16 protein-coding genes are annotated in these 17422 nt (G+C 64.1%); 5 read left to right on the forward strand and 11 right to left on the reverse strand.

What is annotated here, in order from left to right; translation table 11 throughout:
- Positions 1 to 207: 207 nt before the first annotated feature.
- Positions 208 to 822, forward strand: a complete 615-nt coding sequence (gene rpsD, locus ADAD_RS0111030) for a 30S ribosomal protein S4 (RefSeq protein WP_010413707.1) — start codon at positions 208 to 210, stop codon at positions 820 to 822.
- 79 nt (positions 823 to 901) lie between these two features.
- Here the strand turns inward: rpsD and ADAD_RS0111035 are convergent, their stop codons facing one another.
- Positions 902 to 2878: an alpha/beta hydrolase family protein gene (locus ADAD_RS0111035; RefSeq protein WP_010413709.1), complete on the reverse strand. Its 1977-nt coding sequence runs from the start codon at positions 2876 to 2878 to the stop codon at positions 902 to 904.
- Between the two features lie 195 nt (positions 2879 to 3073).
- Here ADAD_RS0111035 and ADAD_RS15875 point away from each other — a divergent pair, with 195 nt between their 5' ends.
- Positions 3074 to 5644, forward strand: coding sequence for a sensor domain-containing phosphodiesterase (locus tag ADAD_RS15875; protein ID WP_010413711.1), 2571 nt, complete (start codon positions 3074 to 3076; stop codon positions 5642 to 5644).
- Here ADAD_RS15875 and ADAD_RS0111045 read toward each other — a convergent pair.
- A complete protein-coding gene (locus ADAD_RS0111045) occupies positions 5641 to 6357 on the reverse strand; it encodes a M50 family metallopeptidase (protein WP_010413713.1) in 717 nt (238 codons plus the stop codon). The genes ADAD_RS15875 and ADAD_RS0111045 overlap by 4 nt on opposite strands.
- Positions 6354 to 7484 carry a tRNA guanosine(34) transglycosylase Tgt gene (gene tgt / locus ADAD_RS0111050; protein ID WP_010413715.1) on the reverse strand — a complete coding sequence of 377 codons (1131 nt, stop codon included), beginning with the start codon at positions 7482 to 7484 and terminating at the stop codon, positions 6354 to 6356. Before tgt ends, ADAD_RS0111045 begins: the two co-directional genes overlap by 4 nt.
- Before the next feature lie 119 nt (positions 7485 to 7603).
- On the opposite strand from tgt, the gene ADAD_RS0111055 reads away from it, so the two are divergent.
- The gene (locus tag ADAD_RS0111055) at positions 7604 to 8122 is read left to right on the forward strand and encodes a hypothetical protein (RefSeq protein WP_237700814.1); all 519 of its coding nucleotides are present in this window, start codon (positions 7604 to 7606) and stop codon (positions 8120 to 8122) included.
- A 4-nt stretch (positions 8123 to 8126) separates the two neighbouring features.
- Here ADAD_RS0111055 and ADAD_RS0111060 read toward each other — a convergent pair whose 3' ends face one another.
- The 8 genes from ADAD_RS0111060 to ADAD_RS0111095 all read right to left on the reverse strand — a co-directional run bounded on the left by ADAD_RS0111060 (position 8127) and on the right by ADAD_RS0111095 (position 14394).
- Complete coding sequence (locus ADAD_RS0111060; RefSeq protein ID WP_010413720.1) at positions 8127 to 9074, reverse strand: DUF481 domain-containing protein; 948 nt, start codon at positions 9072 to 9074, stop codon at positions 8127 to 8129.
- 19 nt (positions 9075 to 9093) lie between these two features.
- On the reverse strand, positions 9094 to 9861 hold the full coding sequence (locus ADAD_RS0111065; protein WP_010413722.1) for an ABC transporter permease: 768 nt from the start codon (positions 9859 to 9861) through the stop codon (positions 9094 to 9096).
- Positions 9858 to 10805 carry an ABC transporter ATP-binding protein gene (locus ADAD_RS0111070; protein WP_010413723.1) on the reverse strand — a complete coding sequence of 316 codons (948 nt, stop codon included), beginning with the start codon at positions 10803 to 10805 and terminating at the stop codon, positions 9858 to 9860. Before ADAD_RS0111070 ends, ADAD_RS0111065 begins: the two co-directional genes overlap by 4 nt.
- A gap of 9 nt (positions 10806 to 10814) precedes the next feature.
- Positions 10815 to 11858: a tRNA preQ1(34) S-adenosylmethionine ribosyltransferase-isomerase QueA gene (gene queA, locus ADAD_RS0111075; protein WP_010413725.1), complete on the reverse strand. Its 1044-nt coding sequence runs from the start codon at positions 11856 to 11858 to the stop codon at positions 10815 to 10817.
- 77 nt (positions 11859 to 11935) lie between these two features.
- On the reverse strand, positions 11936 to 12619 hold the full coding sequence (locus ADAD_RS0111080) for a peptidylprolyl isomerase (RefSeq protein WP_010413727.1): 684 nt from the start codon (positions 12617 to 12619) through the stop codon (positions 11936 to 11938).
- Positions 12620 to 12710: 91 nt separating this feature from the next.
- On the reverse strand, positions 12711 to 13223 hold the full coding sequence (gene coaD, locus ADAD_RS0111085; protein WP_010413729.1) for a pantetheine-phosphate adenylyltransferase: 513 nt from the start codon (positions 13221 to 13223) through the stop codon (positions 12711 to 12713).
- Complete coding sequence (locus ADAD_RS0111090) at positions 13220 to 14128, reverse strand: polyprenyl synthetase family protein (protein WP_010413731.1); 909 nt, start codon at positions 14126 to 14128, stop codon at positions 13220 to 13222. Before ADAD_RS0111090 ends, coaD begins: the two co-directional genes overlap by 4 nt.
- A gap of 14 nt (positions 14129 to 14142) precedes the next feature.
- Complete coding sequence (locus tag ADAD_RS0111095; RefSeq protein WP_010413733.1) at positions 14143 to 14394, reverse strand: exodeoxyribonuclease VII small subunit; 252 nt, start codon at positions 14392 to 14394, stop codon at positions 14143 to 14145.
- Positions 14395 to 14475: 81 nt separating this feature from the next.
- On the opposite strand from ADAD_RS0111095, the gene ADAD_RS0111100 reads away from it, so the two are divergent.
- A complete protein-coding gene (locus tag ADAD_RS0111100) occupies positions 14476 to 15159 on the forward strand; it encodes a membrane protein (protein ID WP_010413735.1) in 684 nt (227 codons plus the stop codon).
- A 10-nt stretch (positions 15160 to 15169) separates the two neighbouring features.
- A complete protein-coding gene (gene purL / locus ADAD_RS0111105; protein ID WP_010413736.1) occupies positions 15170 to 17422 on the forward strand; it encodes a phosphoribosylformylglycinamidine synthase subunit PurL in 2253 nt (750 codons plus the stop codon).

Genomic DNA, 17422 nt, shown 5'->3' on the forward strand with positions numbered 1-17422 from the left:
CGCCCCTGTCGAGACCTTGACCGGACGGGGATTGTTGCTATGTGGCGCGCTTCGCTTCGCGAGCTTTCATACAAAGCCTCACGAGATTGGCCCCGCACCCCGGTGAAGCGGTGGCCGCGACATGGATTTACCAAGGTGAGTCCTGTCGGTGCGATGCCGGGTTGAATGCCTGCCACTGGGGTGGGCCAGCAAATTGAAGGATGAATTATGTCGAAGCGCAAGAGCGCCAAGTACAAACTTGACCGTCGCATGGGCGAAAACATCTGGGGTCGCCCGAATTCCCCGGTCAACAAGCGTTCCTATGGCCCCGGCCAGCACGGCCAGCGCCGCAAGGGCAAGATGTCCGACTTCGGCCTGCAGCTGCGCGCCAAGCAGAAGCTGAAGGGCTATTACGGCGACGTCACCGAAAAGCAGTTCAAGCGCACCTACCAGGAAGCGTCGCGGATGAAGGGCGACACCGGCCAGAATCTGATCGGTCTGCTGGAACAGCGGCTCGACATGGTGGTCTACCGCGCCAAGTTCGCACCGACGATCTTCGCCGCGCGCCAGCTGGTCAACCACGGCCACATCACCGTGAACGGCGGCAAGTGCAACATTCCGAGCCGCCGCGTGATGGTTGGCGACGTGATCGGCCTTGGCGGCAAGGCGAAGGACATGGCGCTGGTCATCGAAGCGCAGAGCCTGCCCGAGCGCGAGATTCCCGACTATGTGGCCCCCGAAGGCGACGACAAGGTGACGCTGACCCGCGTTCCCAAGCTGGACGAGGTGCCCTACCCCGTCACCATGGAACCCAACCTGATCGTCGAGTTCTACTCGCGCTGATCGGTTCTTCCGGTACGAACAAAAAAAAGGGCGGTCCGCTTGGGCCGCCCTTTTTGCATTCGGGGACTGTGCAGACCCGCTATTTGCGCAAATGCTCGCCGAGAAACTGGTCGATTTCCAGCAGCATGTTCCCACGAACGCGCCCGTCGTTCAGATAGTGGTCCAATCCCTTGTACTGGACGTAGCGGACGTTCGCACCCGCGGCCTTCAGCCGGTCTTCCATGCGTTCGGACTGGCTATCGCGCACATTGATGTCCTCGGTCCCGTGAAACAGGATAACGGGGGCGGAGAACCGATCGGCAAAATTGGCGGGGCTGCCCTCGCGCACGTGCGGCCCTTCGCCGATGAAGCGTTTCACCACCTGGAAGTTGGTGTAATCGCGCGCTTCGTCCACCAGCATGCCGAGGTCCGTGACCGGTGCGATAGCGACAACGGCCTGGTAGAGCTCGGGATCGAGCACTTGCGACTGAAGGGCCGCATAGCCGCCGTAGGACCATCCGGCGATGCCCAACTGTTCGGGGTCGGCGATTCCTTCGGATACCAGCCACCGGCCTGCATCGTTCACGTCGCCCACCGCGGTACGCCACTCCTGGAAGCCGTTGCGACCGAACCATGCGTCCCCGTACCCGGTGGAGCCGCGAAAGTTGGGTTGCAGTACGGCATAACCGCGCGCGGCAAAGAACTGGACAAGCCAATCGAAGCCCCATTCGTCGCGCGAACCGGGGCCGCCATGCGGCAGCACGATGGCGGGCCCCGCCTCGCTACGCCCCGCCGGGATGGTAAGATAACCCGGGATCTGCGTGCCGTCCGCTGCTGGAAATGTCACCGGCTTCATCTGGGCCATCTGCATGTCGACGAGCGGATCGCGCAGCGGCAGCAAGGGCGACAGCTGCTTGCTCTCACGCTCGAGCAGATAGGACATACCGGGATCGACATCGCTGGATGCGATGATCAGCAGAGTCTGCTCGTCGGCCGAGGCGTCCACGATATTGATCAGCGGTTTCCCGGGCAGCGCGGCCTGCAGCTGCGCTGCCAACTCGGCCATTTCGGGATCCAGATACTCGACCTGGCGCTTCTCGGTCGCAAAGCTCGCGCCAACCACGCGCCGCTGACGGCCGATGCGGATCAGCCGGTCGATATCGACATCGTCTCGCGCGATAACCTGCTCGCGGCGATTCGAACCGTCCAGCGCCACGCGAAACAGCGCATCGAAGCCATCGACGGTCTGGAAGCCGTAAGCCACATTGCTGGCGGCATCGACGGCCACCGGAACGAACCCTTCGAGATCGCCGCTGAAGCGTGTCCATCTGCTGGTATCCGGCGCGCGATAGAAGTATTCGACCTCGCCGGTCAGTTGACCGGAACTGTCGCGCGGCCGGCGCACCTTGAGGCGAAGGGCACCATTATCGTCCGCGACGTAGCGGACAGCCTCTTCGTCGGGCCGTTCGACCAGCCTGCGCCGGTTGCTGTCGATATCGACCTCTTCGACGCCCAGCCCTTCGTCTTCCTTTGCCAGCCGCGTGCCGGTCGTCACTTCCGGAAGGAATTGGCGCGTCATGAGAATGCGGTTTTCCTCACCCTCGACATCGAGCGCGAGGATCGTGCCGCCATCCTGCTGATAGCCATAGGCGCGCGACGAGCGGTCAGCCGTCAGGACGCGCGGTTTCGATCCATCCGCACCGACCGAAAAGGCTCGGGAGAAAGTTGCCGGAATACCGCCATCGACCTTGACGATACCGTGGGCCACGCAGATCAGCGAAGCCTCGTTCGCCCAGTCGCAATAGCTCAAATCCGCATTATTGTCGGTGAGTGAAGTGACCGCCTTGGGCACCCCGTCGCCTTTGAGATCTACGACATAGAGAATTTCGGTCGTGGCGTTGTCGGAACTGATGTAGGCAACCTTGTCGCCGCTCGGCGACAGGCTCATGTCGAGAACGGTTGCACGGGCGCCGAAACGCCCCGCGATCTGCTCTGCACTGAGTTCCTGGGCAGACGCGTGGTGCGGCACCGCAAGCGCCAGCAACACGCCAGTGCTGGCAAAAAGCGCATTCTTCATTCGATTCTTCCCCCCTATAGCCATGTGAAAACAGCATAATTCCCTGTGACACGCCAGCCCTCATTATGCCCCTGGTTTACGCTTTGAGGTCATCGGGGTCGATTTGGCACAATGCGAAAGTGGGGGCGCCTCGATCCGGGAAACTGCCATCGCCCAGGCAAGTCTTTCCTAACCAAAGCCATCTATGATGGTGTGATGGAGACTGCCGCCGATATCGGAAAAACGCTGGGCGATGAAGAACGGCGCCTTGCCGCACTCGCCGATCTGGCGATCCTCGATACAGCACCCGAAGCCGATTTCGACGAGCTGGCCGCGCTGGCCGCCGATATCCTCGGCATGCCGCAGGCTGCACTCAGCCTGGTCGACAAGGACCGCCAATGGTTCAAGGCCAAGGTTGCCCTGCCCTTCGAGCAGACCCACCGCGACATCGCATTTTGCAGCCATACGGTCGCTCTTCGCGAGCCCTTGATCGTGAGGGATGCGAGTGCGGATGCCCGGTTCTCGGATAATCCGCTGGTAACCGCTGACGGCGGCATCCGCTTCTATGCGGGTGCGCCGCTGTTCCATTCGAATGGGCAATGCGTGGGAAGTCTCTGCGTGCTCGATTCCCGGCCTCGGGACGATTTCGACGAAGACAAGCTCAGGATACTAGAAGGCCTCGCGCGGCTCGCGTCGCGCCTGATGGCAACGCGCGGCGAACGCCGGAAGGGTGAAATCGCAGCCAAGGTCGTGGAGGCCACCTCCGAAGCCGTGGTCGCGGCTGACCGGGAAGGCCAGATCGTCCTCGTCAATCGCGCCGCAGAAGACCTGTTCGGCCATTCCTCGCAGCAGGCCCTGGGGAAGAGCATCGAACTTCTCATGCCGGACCGCTTCCGGAACGGGCATCAGAAGAAGATCGACAACGCTGCCGCAGGCGGCCCCACGCGGTTGCTGAACACCTTGGTCGAACTGCCGATCAAGACCGCCGACGGGCGCGAGCTCCCGACCGAATTGTCCCTCGCCCCGTGGGGTGACAACGGCAGCGAGGGCGGATTTGCAGCCATCTTCCGCGATATCACCAGTCGAAAACTGCTCGAAACCGATCGCCAGGAAACACGCAACTTCCTCGACGCGATCCTCGAAAACCTCCCCGCGATGCTGTTCGTCAAGGAGGCGAGGACCGGAAGATACGTAGTGGTCAACAAGAGAGCGGCCGAGATCATGGGCTACGCCGAGAAGGACATCCTCGGGCGCACCGACAGCGAACTGTTCGGCCCTGTGGGCAGGGACTACGAAAAACGCGATGCCGAGGCCATCCTGAGTGAGCGGCCCTTTGCTTACGAGAGCGAGCATACCCGCGCGGACGGCGAGACGTTCAACATCCGCACCACCCGTGTCCCGATGGACGGCCCGGATCACCCTCGGCAATTCGTTATCGGTATTGCCGAAGACATGACGGATTTTCGGCGCAGCGAGGCCAAAAATTACTGGCTGGCCCGCTACGACGGCCTCACCGGACTTCTGAATCGCGGCAGCCTGTCGAGCCTCCTGAGCGACTATGTTTCTGAAGGCGATCCCTTCGCTATCCTGAGCATCGACCTCGATCGCTTCAAGGCGGTGAACGAGCAGTTCGGTCACCCCGCCGGCGACGCAGCACTGAAGGTGGTGGGCGATCGACTGCAAGAGCTTGTCGGCCGGGAATGCGTTGTCTCCCGAGCGGGAAGCGACGAATTCGTGATCCTGCTCCGTGGGCCGCGGCTAAACGATCGCGCGACGACTCTTGCATACAACGTCGTCGAGCGGATGGCGGAACCGATAAAGACACGCGGCAAGGTCGCACATATCGGGGCGTCGGTTGGCATCGCCCTCTATCCGCAGGACGGGGAGACCACCGAGAAATTGCGCGAGAATGTAGATCTTGCACTTTATCGCGCCAAGAAGGACGGGCGTGGCAAGGTGTGCCTGTTCGATAGCCAGATGGACGCGGCAGTGCGCGATCGGCGGATGCTGGAAGGCGATCTGAGAGCGGCGGTCGCCAACGGCGACATAAAGCTGGCCTATCAGCCAGTGGTGGCCAGCTCCACTACCGATGTGACCAGCTTCGAAGCCCTCGCCCGGTGGAAGCACCCCACCCGCGGGCATATCAGCCCCGAGCTTTTCATCTCACTTGCCGAAGATTGCGGTCTCATCGAGGAACTGGGCGCCCTCCTGCTCGACCAAGCCTGCAACGATGCGGTGAAGTGGCCGGAACATCTGTGCGTCGCGGTCAATCTGTCGCCGCTTCAGTTCAGGTCGGGAAAGCTGATACAGACTATCCAGTCCGCCCTGAACAGGTCCGGCCTGGCGCCGGAACGGCTCCAGCTGGAAGTGACCGAACGGCTGGTGATCGAAGATACCGACGAGACGGTCACACAGCTCAAGGAATTGCGCGCGCAGGGCATCCATATCCTGATCGACGATTTCGGAGTGGGCCATTCCTCGCTCAGCTATTTCCAGGTCCTGCCCTTCGACAAGGTCAAGATCGACAAGTCCTTCATTCACGAGATCGAGACGTCCCGGTCGGCCAACGCCATCGTGGAAGCGGTGATCGGCATCGGGCGGCAGCTCTCGATGGGTATCGTGGCCGAAGGTGTGGAAACCGAAAAGCAGCGCAACTTGCTCACGAGACTCGGCTGCTCGCACCTGCAAGGGTACTATTTCAGCGCTGCGATGCCGCCGGAAGAGGTCCCGGCATTTATCGCGGATATGCAGGCGCCCCCCGTCCGGCTGGCAAGCACCGTGGCCTAGCGCCGGAAGGCGTAGCGAAAGCTCCACCACAGAAGCGCGATGTTGGCGATGCTCAGCACGATTCCCCAGAACCAGTAGGGCAGGAACAGGGCCTGCGCGATTGCTCCTGTGTCCGAGATTTGCGGCAACCCGCCGATCGTTCCCCCCTCGGTGAACAGGTAGCCGGTCTGCGACCACACGCTGATGCAGGCTTGCACGCCTAGCAGCTGAATGGCAAACCGCTGTTGGTCGGCGTTCGCTCTGCGCGCGATGGCCAGGATCGCAATGCCCACAAGCGGCAGGACCACCATGCCGGTAAGGCTGCGCACCCAGATTGCCGCGCTGACCAGCAGCGCTGCGCCCAGCACGGCGAGCGCAATGCGGGTCCCCCGCAAGCTGCGCGAGGATGCGATCAGCGCCGCGCCCGCCAGCGCAGGGCCGATCGGCCCGCCAGCGGCGATGATGGCGTCCTGCACCACGTTGCGATCCGGGGAGACTTCCGAAACCGCGACGCCCGAACCATCGGGATAGATCAGCAGGTGATCGAACCGTTCCCCCATCGCGATTACCGCCAGTCCGTGGCCCATCTCGTGAAACCACGTGGTCAGGATGGTAAAGGGATAAAGCAGCAGCGCGCCGAAGGGCGTGTGCCAGAGCATGAGCGAACCGAGCCCCAGTATGACGAGCAGCGCGATCCGCTTCTGCCGTTCCTGTTCTGCGAAATACGTGCTCATCCTGTGCCGAGATAGGTATCGCGGAACCGCTGCGCAAAGGCGGCGAAGCGGTCTTCGGCAATGGCTTCTCGCATCGCGGCCATCAGCTGCTGGTAGAAGCCGATATTGTGCTCCGTCAGCAGGATTGCGCCCAGCATCTCGCCCGACTTGATCAGGTGATGCAGATAGGCGCGGCTGTAGGTCGCGCAGGTGGGACAGGTGCAGCGATCGTCCAGCGGCCCGGTGTCTTCAGCGAAGCGCGCATTGCGAAGGTTGAGCGCGCCGTTCCAGGTGAACGCCTGCCCGTTCCGGCCCGAGCGGGTGGGCAGCACGCAGTCGAACATGTCCACCCCGCGTTCCACCGCGCCAACCAGATCGTCAGGCTTGCCCACGCCCATCAGGTAGCGCGGGGCATCCTGCGGCAATTGCGCGGGCGCGAAATCGAGCGTGGCGAACATGGCCTCCTGCCCTTCCCCCACCGCGAGCCCGCCGATGGCGTAGCCGTCGAAACCGATCTCGGTAAGGGCCTCGGCGGAGCGCCGCCTGAGGTTCTCGTCGAGAGCGCCCTGCTGAATGCCAAACAGCGCCGCACGGTCAGCATGCTCGCCGCCTGCGTCGAAGCCATCCCGGCTGCGCTTCGCCCAGCGCATGGACATTTCCATGCTCGCCTCGATCTCGGCCAGCGGGCGGTCGGCGCGCGGGCACTCGTCGAAGGCCATCACGATGTCGCTGCCAAGCAGACGCTGGATCTCCATGCTGCGTTCTGGGGTGAGCATGTGCTTGCTGCCATCGAGGTGACTGCGAAACTCCACCCCCTCCTCGGTCAGCTTGTTGAGATCGGACAGGCTCATCACCTGGTAGCCGCCGCTATCGGTCAGGATCGGGCGGTCCCAGTTCATGAAACGGTGGAGCCCGCCCAGCTTCGCCACCCGCTCCGCCCCCGGACGCAGCATCAGGTGATAGGTATTGCCGAGAATGATGTCGGCACCCGCCGCGCGCACGGCTTCGGGCTTCATGCCCTTCACCGTGGCCGCCGTGCCGACGGGCATGAACGCGGGCGTGCGGATTTCTCCGCGCAGCATGGCAATCGTGCCGGTGCGCGCGGCACCGCTGGTGGCAGAGATGGTGAAGTCGAAGCGCTTGGTCATCGCAAGGGGCGCTAGGATAGCTTGGCGCGCCTGTCGATGCGTGGCGCATCGTCTCATTCACGATTTGCTCAGTGATTTGGCGCCAGACGGAGCCTCCATCGATCGAGGATGCCGTTACCATGATCCGCTCTCTCGCCGCCGCCGTCTGCATGTTCGCCGCCAGCACCACCGCCATGGCGCAGACGCCGCAGCCCCGCCCCTGCATCACCCCGGCCGAGAACGAGGCGCTCGTCGCCTATGTCATGCCCGATCTGATCGACGCGCTGGAGAGCAGGTGTGCTTCCAGCCTGCCGTCCAGAGCTTTCCTCGGCACACGCTCGGCCGCGCTGCAGAAGAAGCTCGAACCGCAGGCGGATCGCGCCTGGCCGCGGGCGCGCAACGCGGCGCAGCGTTTCGCCGGCACGCGCCTGCCGGTGGATACCCGGTTCGAAAGCGTCGCCAAGGCCGCGCTCGCACCGGCAGCCGCCACGCTGATCGCGCGAGGCTTCGATGGCGATCAATGCCGCATGGCCGACCGGCTGCTGGCCGAACTCGCCCCGCTTCCGCCGGAAAACCTTGCCGGGGTGATGGCGCTGTTCCTGGAAATCGGCATTGCCGAGAACGAGGACGTACCGTTCCGCGTATGCCCGGCAGACTGACGAATCAGAAACCGTAGACCAGCGTGAAGCGGGTCAGCGTATCGGTCTTTTCCCGGTTCTGACGGGCGTTGCTGTTATACTCCAGCTGGTAGCTGAGCCGCGAGCGGAGCCGGTTGCTGACCTTGAAATCGATCCCGCTCAGCAGGTTGAGCGTGGTGTTGGCGCTGTCCACGATCAGCAGCGCCTCACCCCCGGTCTCAGTCACGGCGTTGGCATCCTGTGTGAAGGTAACGCGGTCAGCCAATTTCCAGTCGAAATCCGCCCCGAACAGCGCGGCGAGCCGGTCTATGCGGGTCCCGTCGGTCAGCTCGGTCACGCGGTAGGCCGGGCCCGCCTTGATCGAGAGGGTGGCGGAATCGCTTTCCAGCAGCGTGTAGCCGACCCCGCCCGACACCGCGTAGCGATGGTCGAAACCCTGGAACCGGTCATGCTCGTATTGCGCAAGGCCATAGGCAAACAGGTTCTCGCCCATTTCGAAGCGGGGTTCGTACGCGACCAGATAGCGCTCGCGGCTGGTGACGCCGTTCGACCGCTGGTAATCCGCGCTCACGCGCAGCGCGTGGGTCCAGTCGATGCCCTCGCGCTTCAGTTTGAGCGCGAGCGCCAGGCCCGTATCCTCGCTGTTGCCGGTCGAGAAGAAGGCACCGACCTGCCCTTCCCCGCTCCACAGGTCGAGCACGCCCGCTTCGCGGATCTGCTCGCGCTGCTCGATTTCCGCCAGGCGTTTGGCTTCCGCCTGATCCGCGCGCCAGGCGAGCGCGATCTGCTCGATCTCGGCAGCGCTGTCGGGCTGGGTCTGCTTCGCCAGCGCGACAACGGTTTCCACTTTTGCAGCATCGCCAGTGGCGATGGCAGCGTCGATCATCGCCTGCACGTCGGGCGGAATCTCGGCGAGCGCGGGGGTGGAAACAAGGGCGGCTGCGGCGGCGGTAATGAGCGTGCGTCTGATCATGGTCGCCGCTCGTAGCGCCTCAATCTCGCAGTCGCCAGCCGGTTCGGAAGATGTATGCGATCACCGCAGTACAGGTGAAAAGAAAGGCCAGCGTAAGCCCCAGCGACACCCAGATGCTGACATCGGCAGAACCGTAGAACGTCCAGCGCAGGCCGCTGACCAGATAGACGATGGGGTTGACCAGCGCGACCGTGTCCCACGGCGCGGGAAGGTCCGCGATCGAATAGAACGTGCCGCCCAGAAAGGTCAGTGGGGTCAGGATCAGCATGGGGATGATGCCCAGCTTCTCGAAGCTGTCCGCCCAGATGCCCAGGATGAAGCCGAACAGGCTGAAGCTCGCTGCAACAAGCAGGATGAAGACAAAGGCGAAGAACGGATGCGCGATATCGTAGGGCACGAAAATGCGTGCCGTCAGCAGGATGATCGCCGCCAGGATAAGGCTCTTCGTAGCCGCTGCGCCGACGAAGCCGACCAGCGTTTCTGCCACGCCCACGGGGGCGGAGAGCAGTTCGTAGATCGTGCCGGTGAAGCGCGGCATGTAGATGCCGAAGCTGGAATTGCTGGTCGTCTCCCCCAGCAAGGTCAGCATCAGCAGGCCGGGAATGATGAAGGCGCCGTAATCGACCGAGCCGACATCCGGCATGCGGTCGCCAATCGCGGAGCCGAAGACGAGGATGTAGAGCGCGGTGGTAAGGACCGGGGCGAGTACGGACTGGAATGCAGTGCGCAGGAAGCGCCAAAGCTCGCGTCGATAGATCGACCAGGCGGAACGTGCGTTGAAGATCATGCCGCTTCGCCCTCTTCATCGCCCAGCAGCGAGACGAAAATGTCTTCCAGGCTGCTCTCGCGCACGTCGATTCCGACATAGTCGATCCCGCTCGCGATAAGGGCCTTGGTCAGATCTGCCACTTCCTCGCGGCCCTTGCCCGTGCCGTCGCCGCCGCGATAGCAGATCGAGCGGCCGCCCTCCTCCAGTTCCACGGGGAACTGCGCAATCGCAGGCGGCAACGCGCCCAGCGGCTCGGCCAGCATGATATGCGCCTCCGTGCGGCCGAGCCGCGCCATCATCGCGTCCTTCTCGTCCACCATCAGGATGCGGCCCTTGCGGATGATGCCGACGCGGTCGGCCATCTCCTCGGCTTCCTCGATGTAATGCGTGGTCAGGATCACCGTGACGCCGCGCGCGCGCATGGCGTCGATCTGGTGCCACATGTCCTTGCGCAGCTCTACATCGACACCCGCGGTCGGCTCGTCGAGGAACAGCAGGTCCGGCTCGTGCGCCATCGCCTTGGCGATCAGCACGCGGCGCTTCATCCCGCCGGAAAGCTCCATGATGCGGTTGTCGCGCTTGTCCCACAGGCTGAGCGAGCGCAGGATTTCCTCGATCCGTGCCGGGTCGGGCGCCAGCCCGAAGAGCCCGCGCGAATATTCCACGGCATGTTTCACCGGTTCGAACATGTCGGTGGAGAGTTCCTGCGGTACCAGCCCGATGCGGGCGCGCGCCTGGCGCCAATCGCCCTGCAAGTCCTGCCCGAAGGCGCGCATGCTGCCCGAAGTGGGGCGCACCAGACCGCACACCGCGCCGATCAGCGTGGTCTTGCCCGCCCCGTTGGGGCCAAGCAGCGCGAAAATCTCACCCTTTCGGATCGTCAGATCGACGTCGTCGAGTGCCTTGAGCCCCCCGGGGTAAACCTTGGTGAGGCCGGACAGCTCTAGGATGGGATCGGACATGCAACGCAGTTAGGGAATCAGCAGCGAGGAGTCACCATAGGAATAGAACCGGTACCGGTTCTCTATCGCATGATTATAGGCCGCCAGCATCCGCTCGCGCCCCATCAGCGCGCTGACCAGCATGAACAGCGTGGACTTGGGCAGATGGAAATTGGTCATCAGGCCGTCGATCGCGCGGAAGCGGTAGCCCGGCGTGATGAAGATGTCCGTGTCGGCAGAGAAGGGCTGGATCGTCCCGCTTTCGTCCGCTGCGCTTTCCAGCAGGCGCAGGACCGTGGTGCCGACCGCTATCACCCGGCGACCATCCGCCCGCGCGGCATTCAGCCGTTCGGCGGTGTCGGGGGCGATCTCGCCCCATTCGGCATGCATCTTGTGTTCGGCCGTGTCGCTGGCCTTCACCGGCAGAAAGGTGCCCGCGCCGACATGCAGCGTGAGCGTTTCGGTCGCGATCCCCGCGTCGGCCAAGCGCGTCATCAGTTCGGCGGTGAAATGCAGCGCAGCGGTGGGCGCGGCGACGGCCCCGGCCTTGTCTGCAAACAGCGTCTGGTAGTCCTGCGCATCCCGCTCGTCCGCCGGTCTCTTGCCGGCGATGTAAGGGGGAAGCGGCATCGCGCCTGCGCGTTCCAGCAACAGTTCGACGGGCTCGTCGCCCTCGAACGCGAGGGTCCAGCTGCCATCGTCGGCGCGGTTTTCCGCAATGGCGGAAACGCCTTCGGGAAACGCGATCAGGTCGCCTTCGCGCAGCCGCTTCGCATTGCGCACGAAGGCCTGCCAGCGACGCGCATCGATCCGCTTGTGAAGCGTGGCGCCGATCGCTGCGCCCGAAGCGCCTTCGCGCACGCGCTCCCCCTCCAACTGGGCGGGAATGACGCGGGTATCGTTGAAGACGAGGATATCGCCGGCGCGCAGCATATCCGGCAGGTCGTGAACGTGCCGGTCAGCAAAGGCCCCGTCCCCATCGACGACGAGCATCCTGGACGCGTCCCGGGGGGAAACCGGACGCAGCGCAATCCGATCCTGCGGCAGGTCGAAATCGAACAGATCGACTTTCACGTGCGCCGGATCCGGTCACTCTTGGCAGGGCGGTACGCGGGCATCGATCCTGTCCATGGCGCCGCGAACGCGCGCCGTTACTGGCCGATCGGCGCGTTGAGATCGTCTGCCGAAATCTCTTCGGAGGGCGGCGAAGCCAGCTGCGCCGGGCTTGGCGCGGGGCGGTTGTCCACCGCCAGCGAAGCCTGCACGATCCGGGTCGGATTGGTGGGAGGCTCGCCCCTGTTGATCGCATCGACCGCATCCATCCCTGCGATCACCCGGCCGAAATTGGTGTAGTTCTGGTCCAGGCTGAAGCGCGGGTAGAAGACGATGAAGAACTGGCTGTTGGCGCTGTCTTCGCTCTGCGCGCGCGCCATCGACACCGTGCCGCGCACGTGCGGCATCGGGTTGAACTCTTCTTCCAGGTCGGGAAGGTCCGATCCGCCCTGCCCGGTTCCCGTGGGGTCGCCGGTCTGCGCCATGAAGCCTTCTATCACGCGGTGGAAGATCACCCCGTCGTAGAAACCCTGGCGGGTCAGCCGCTTGATCCGCTCGACATGATTGGGCGCCCAGTCGGGCATCAGGCGGATCGCCACACGCTCGCCGTTCGAAAGATCGAGGAACAGGATGTTCTCCCGGTCGCTCTGCAGGCTGTAGTCTATCGTGGCGTAGGACGACATCAGGCGCGGCGCCGGTGTCTCCGCCTCGATATCCTGTGCCATCGAAGGCGAGGCTGCCAGCGCGATCAGCGCGGCGGCGGAGCAAAGTGTCTTGAGCATAAGTCTCACGAACGAAATTTCCTAGAATGCGGGGGCGATACAAACCGCGCGCTGTCCGCGCAATGAACGATTTGTGCTGGGTGCGAACCGCTTAGTAATCGCCCTTCATGCCGATCTTCTCCACCCGCGAGACCACGTCGTCGCGAACCGAGGGGCTGACGAAGGCTGCAATATCGCCACCATACACCGCGATTTCCTTGACCAGCTTGGAAGCGATCGGCTGCAGCGACACGTCGGCCATCAGGAACACGGTTTCGATCTCGTCGTCCAGCTGCTGGTTCATGCCCGCCATCTGGTATTCGTATTCGAAATCCGCGACGGCACGCAGCCCTCGCACGATCACGCTGGCCCCTTGCGCCTTGGCGAACTTCATCAGCAGCGCGTTGAAGCCGATCACCTCGACATTGCCGAGGTCCATATCCGCCACTTCGCGCTTCACCATAGCGAGGCGCTCGTCGGTTTCGAACATGGGGTTCTTGGACGGGTTGGTGGTGACCCCGATGATGAGCCGGTCGACCAGCCGCGCGGCGCGGCGGATGATATCCGCATGGCCGAGCGTGATCGGATCGAAGGTGCCGGGGTAGATGCCTATGCGCTCACTCAACAATCCCGCTCCACAATATAACGCGCAAGGTCGCACAACACGCCCGCGTCTTCACCATAATGCGCCAGATGACCACAGGCCTGTTCCACCAGCGCCTCGGCCTGCTGACGCGCGGCGTCCGCCCCCATCAACGAAACGAAAGTCTGCTTGCCCTGCTCATCGTCCTTGCGCAGCGCCTTGCCCGCCTTGTCCTCGTCGCCCTCATGGTCAAGCAGGTCGTCGGCAATCTGGAAGGCGAGGCCGATGTCGCGGGCGTAATTGATCAAGGGACTGCGCGCATCGTGCGGCAGCCTGCCCAGAATAGCGCCCATCTCCACGCTCGCGGTCAGCAACGCACCGGTCTTGAGCTGCTGCAGGCGGGTGATCGTGTGCAAGTCGTAGGTCGCGCTGTCGGCCGCCATGTCCATTGCCTGGCCGCCTGCCATGCCGCCCATCCCGCTCGCCAGAGACAGGCACCGGGTCAGCTCCGCCTGTACGAAGGGGTCCGAACTGACACCCTCGAAAGTCAGGATTTCGAAGGCCAGCGCGTGCAGCGCATCGCCAGCGAGTACGGCGGTCGCCTCGTCGTAGGCCTTGTGGACCGTGGGCTTGCCGCGCCGCATGTCGTCATCGTCCATGCACGGCAGATCGTCATGGATCAGCGAATAGACATGGATCGATTCAACCGCCGCACCGGCGAGTATCGCTGCCTCGCGCGAGACATTGAACATCGTCGCGGTGGCAACCAGCAGCAGCGGGCGTATCCGTTTGCCTCCCCCGATCGCCGCATACCGCATGGCCTCCACCAGCGGCGCACGGGTATCGTCGGGCAGAGGCAGGAGGCGATCGAACGCCTCGTCGATATCGGTACGGATCGTGGCCAGCGCCATGCGCAAACGCGCGCCCCCGGCCTCCTCGAAATCCATTTCAGAGCCGTCCGTCACTCTGGACCATCGAAGCTCTTGGTGCCGCCCGGCTTGCCGCCCGCGTCGAGCACGATCGCCTCGATCCGCGCCTGCGCGGCGTCGAGCCGGGCCTGGCAGGCCGCGCGCAGCTTCTCGCCGCGTTCGTAGAGCGTGATCGACTGGTCGAGCGGAACCTCGCCGTCCTCCAGCTGGCGCACCACCTGCTGGAGCGCCTTGAGAGCTTCCTCGAAGCTCATGTCGGAAATATCGGGTGCGTCCTGTGCCATTGCAGGCGAGCATTGGCTTGGTGCATGGTACGGGTCAAGCGGGGGCACCACGGATCGGGGTGCGCTTGGGGAGAAAAACGCATGTTCATCGGGCATTTTGCCCCGGCCTTCGTGGCTGCGGCGGTCACGCCGGACCGGCCTCGGCTGGGGATCTACTTCCTTGCGGCGCAGCTGGTGGACTGGGCGTTCTTCGCCTTCGTGCTGATCGGCGTCGAAGATTTGCGGATCGTGCCGGGCATCACCGCGATGAACCCGATGGACCTCTATCACATGCCCTACACCCACAGCCTGCTGGGCAGCGCGGGCTTTGCCGCAGGCTTCGCGGTCATCGTCTGGCTTGTAACGCGCGATCGTGCGGTGGGCCTGCTTGCCGGGGCGGTGGTGCTGTCGCACTGGCTGCTCGATCTGCTGGTTCATCGCCCGGACCTTACGCTGGCGGGCGATCCCCCGAAATTCGGCTTAGGACTGTGGAATTACCCTGCCATCGAAATGCCGCTGGAACTGGCGCTGACCTTCGGCGCGATGGCTTTCTTTATCTCGCGCACCCGGGGCTACGTCCTGCCTGCTCTGGTCCTTGCCCTGCTGCTGCTCGCCCTGCAGGCGGTGAACTGGTTCGGGCCGGAACCCGATGAAGTGACGGGGGCGCTGTCCTACACCGGGTTTTTCGCCTTCGGCCTGCTCACGTTCGCCGCATCGTGGCTGGGGCAAAAGAGGCGTGTGAAAGCGCAGGATGGGGGACTGGCGCGAAAAGGCGGAGCGGTTTAAGCGGCCTGCCATGTCTGACACCGCACCTGCCATCACCCCCGAAGTCGTCGAACAGCACGGGCTTAGCCCCGAGGAATACGAGCGTGTGCTGAACGCGCTGGGCCGCGAGCCCAACCTGCTCGAACTCGGCATATTCTCGGTCATGTGGAGCGAGCATTGCTCGTACAAGAGCTCGCGCCTGCACCTCAAGAAGCTGCCGACCGAAGCCGAGTGGGTTATCTGCGGCCCGGGCGAGAATGCCGGCGTGATCGACATTGGCGACGGTCAGGCGGCGATCTTCAAAATGGAGTCGCACAACCACCCTTCGTATATCGAACCCTATCAGGGCGCGGCGACGGGCGTTGGCGGCATCCTGCGCGATGTCTTCACCATGGGCGCGCGGCCGGTAGCGAACGCCAACGCGCTGCGCTTTGGGCGGCCCGATCATCCCAAGATGAAGCATCTGGTGCAGGGCGTGGTCGCGGGGATCGGCGGCTACGGCAATTGCGTCGGCGTGCCGACTGTCGCGGGCGAGACCAATTTCGACCCGGCCTATGACGGCAATATCCTCGTCAACGCGATGACCGTGGGCGTCGCGGACGCGGACAAGATCTTCTATTCCGCCGCAACGGGCGTCGGAAACCCGATCGTCTATGTCGGCTCCAAGACCGGGCGCGACGGAATTCACGGTGCCACGATGGCGAGCGCGGATTTCGAGGAAGACGCCGAAGCGAAGCGCCCGACCGTGCAGGTCGGCGACCCCTTCACCGAGAAGCTGCTGATCGAGGCGTGCCTTGAGCTGATGGCGACCGATGCGATCGTCGCTATTCAGGACATGGGCGCGGCGGGGCTGACCAGCTCCAGCGTCGAAATGGCGAGCAACGGTGGCGTCGGCATTCGCCTGAAGATGGACGACGTGCCCCAGCGCGAAGAGGGGATGACGCCCTACGAAATGATGCTGAGCGAGAGCCAGGAGCGGATGCTCATGGTCCTCAAGCCCGGCAAGGAAGAGATGGCGCGCGCCATCTTCGAGAAGTGGGAGCTGGACTTCGCGGTGATCGGCGAAGTGACCGATACGGGCCGCATGGTGCTGGAATTCGAGGGCGAGGATGTATGCGACATCCCGCTCGCCCCCCTCGCCGACGATGCACCGCTGTATGATCGGCCCTACCTGCCGCTCGACGAATATAAGGCATGGGCGGGCATCGCGCCGATGAAGGACGTGCCGGACACGTCCGATCCGGGCGCTGACCTGCTCAAGCTGATGGGCAGCCCCGCCCTCGCCTCGCGCCGGTGGATCTACGAACAATACGACCGTCAGGTGGGCGCGGACACGCTGCAGACCGGTGGCGATGCGGGCGTGGTGCGCGTGCACGGCACGAAGAAGGCGCTCGCGATCAGCACCGATTGCACGCCGCGCTATGTCTTCGCGAACCCCTACGAGGGCGGCAAGCAGGCGGTGGCCGAAGCCTACCGCAACCTGTGCTCGGTGGGCGCGAAGCCGCTCGCGATCACCAATTGCCTCAACTTCGCCAACCCGCAGCGGCCCGAGATCATGGCGCAGATCGTCCACGCCTTGGGCGGCATGGGCGAGGCGTGCCGCACGCTCGACTTCCCCGTGGTGAGCGGCAACGTGTCGCTGTATAACGAGAGCAAGGCGACCGGCGGCGGCTCTGCGATCCTGCCCACGCCTGCGATCGGCGGGGTCGGGCTGGTCGCGGATTACGACAAGCTCACCAGCATCGGCTTCAAGAACGAAGGCGATGCGATCTACCTGATTGCGCCCGAGTTCTGGGCCAAGCCCGATCCGGTCCGCTCGCACTTGGGCAAGTCGCTGTGGCTCAAGGAAGTGCATGGCCGCGACGAGGGGCGTGCTCCGCCGGTCGACCTGCTCGCAGAGCGCGGCGCGGGCGAGATCGTACTCAAGCTGATCGACGAAGGCCTGCTGAGCGCGGTGCACGATTGCTCCGACGGCGGGCTCGCCGTGACGCTGGCCGAAATGGCGCTGGCAGGTGACATCGGCGCGGAGGTTACCGCGAACGACGCCTATACCGCCGCACAGTGGTGGTTCGGCGAGGACCAGAGCCGCTATGTCGTCACCGTCAGCCCGGACAAGGTCGAGGCGTTCAACGCCATCGTCGCAGAAGGCCCCGAAAGCGAAGCCGCCGCGCTGGTCGGCTTCCGCAGGCTCGGCACCGTCGGCGGCGACAGCCTGCTGGGCGTGAAGATCGACGATCTGCGCGCCGCCAACGAGGCTTTCTTCCAGGAGTGGATGGAGGGGTGA

This window comes from Citromicrobium sp. JLT1363, from assembly GCF_000186705.1.
Lineage (GTDB): Bacteria > Pseudomonadota > Alphaproteobacteria > Sphingomonadales > Sphingomonadaceae > Alteriqipengyuania.

What these genes read in the sequence shown, in the direction of transcription:
- rpsD (WP_010413707.1), top strand. Translation starts at nt 208, where the DNA reads ATGTCGAAGCGCAAGAGCGCCAAGTACAAACTTGACCGTCGCATGGGC.
- ADAD_RS0111035 (WP_010413709.1), bottom strand. Translation starts at nt 2,878, where the DNA reads ATGAAGAATGCGCTTTTTGCCAGCACTGGCGTGTTGCTGGCGCTTGCG.
- ADAD_RS15875 (WP_010413711.1), top strand. Translation starts at nt 3,074, where the DNA reads ATGGAGACTGCCGCCGATATCGGAAAAACGCTGGGCGATGAAGAACGG.
- ADAD_RS0111045 (WP_010413713.1), bottom strand. Translation starts at nt 6,357, where the DNA reads ATGAGCACGTATTTCGCAGAACAGGAACGGCAGAAGCGGATCGCGCTG.
- tgt (WP_010413715.1), bottom strand. Translation starts at nt 7,484, where the DNA reads ATGACCAAGCGCTTCGACTTCACCATCTCTGCCACCAGCGGTGCCGCG.
- ADAD_RS0111055 (WP_237700814.1), top strand. Translation starts at nt 7,604, where the DNA reads ATGATCCGCTCTCTCGCCGCCGCCGTCTGCATGTTCGCCGCCAGCACC.
- ADAD_RS0111060 (WP_010413720.1), bottom strand. Translation starts at nt 9,074, where the DNA reads ATGATCAGACGCACGCTCATTACCGCCGCCGCAGCCGCCCTTGTTTCC.
- ADAD_RS0111065 (WP_010413722.1), bottom strand. Translation starts at nt 9,861, where the DNA reads ATGATCTTCAACGCACGTTCCGCCTGGTCGATCTATCGACGCGAGCTT.
- ADAD_RS0111070 (WP_010413723.1), bottom strand. Translation starts at nt 10,805, where the DNA reads ATGTCCGATCCCATCCTAGAGCTGTCCGGCCTCACCAAGGTTTACCCC.
- ADAD_RS0111080 (WP_010413727.1), bottom strand. Translation starts at nt 12,619, where the DNA reads ATGCTCAAGACACTTTGCTCCGCCGCCGCGCTGATCGCGCTGGCAGCC.
- ADAD_RS0111090 (WP_010413731.1), bottom strand. Translation starts at nt 14,128, where the DNA reads ATGGATTTCGAGGAGGCCGGGGGCGCGCGTTTGCGCATGGCGCTGGCC.
- ADAD_RS0111095 (WP_010413733.1), bottom strand. Translation starts at nt 14,394, where the DNA reads ATGGCACAGGACGCACCCGATATTTCCGACATGAGCTTCGAGGAAGCT.
- ADAD_RS0111100 (WP_010413735.1), top strand. Translation starts at nt 14,476, where the DNA reads ATGTTCATCGGGCATTTTGCCCCGGCCTTCGTGGCTGCGGCGGTCACG.
- purL (WP_010413736.1), top strand. Translation starts at nt 15,170, where the DNA reads ATGTCTGACACCGCACCTGCCATCACCCCCGAAGTCGTCGAACAGCAC.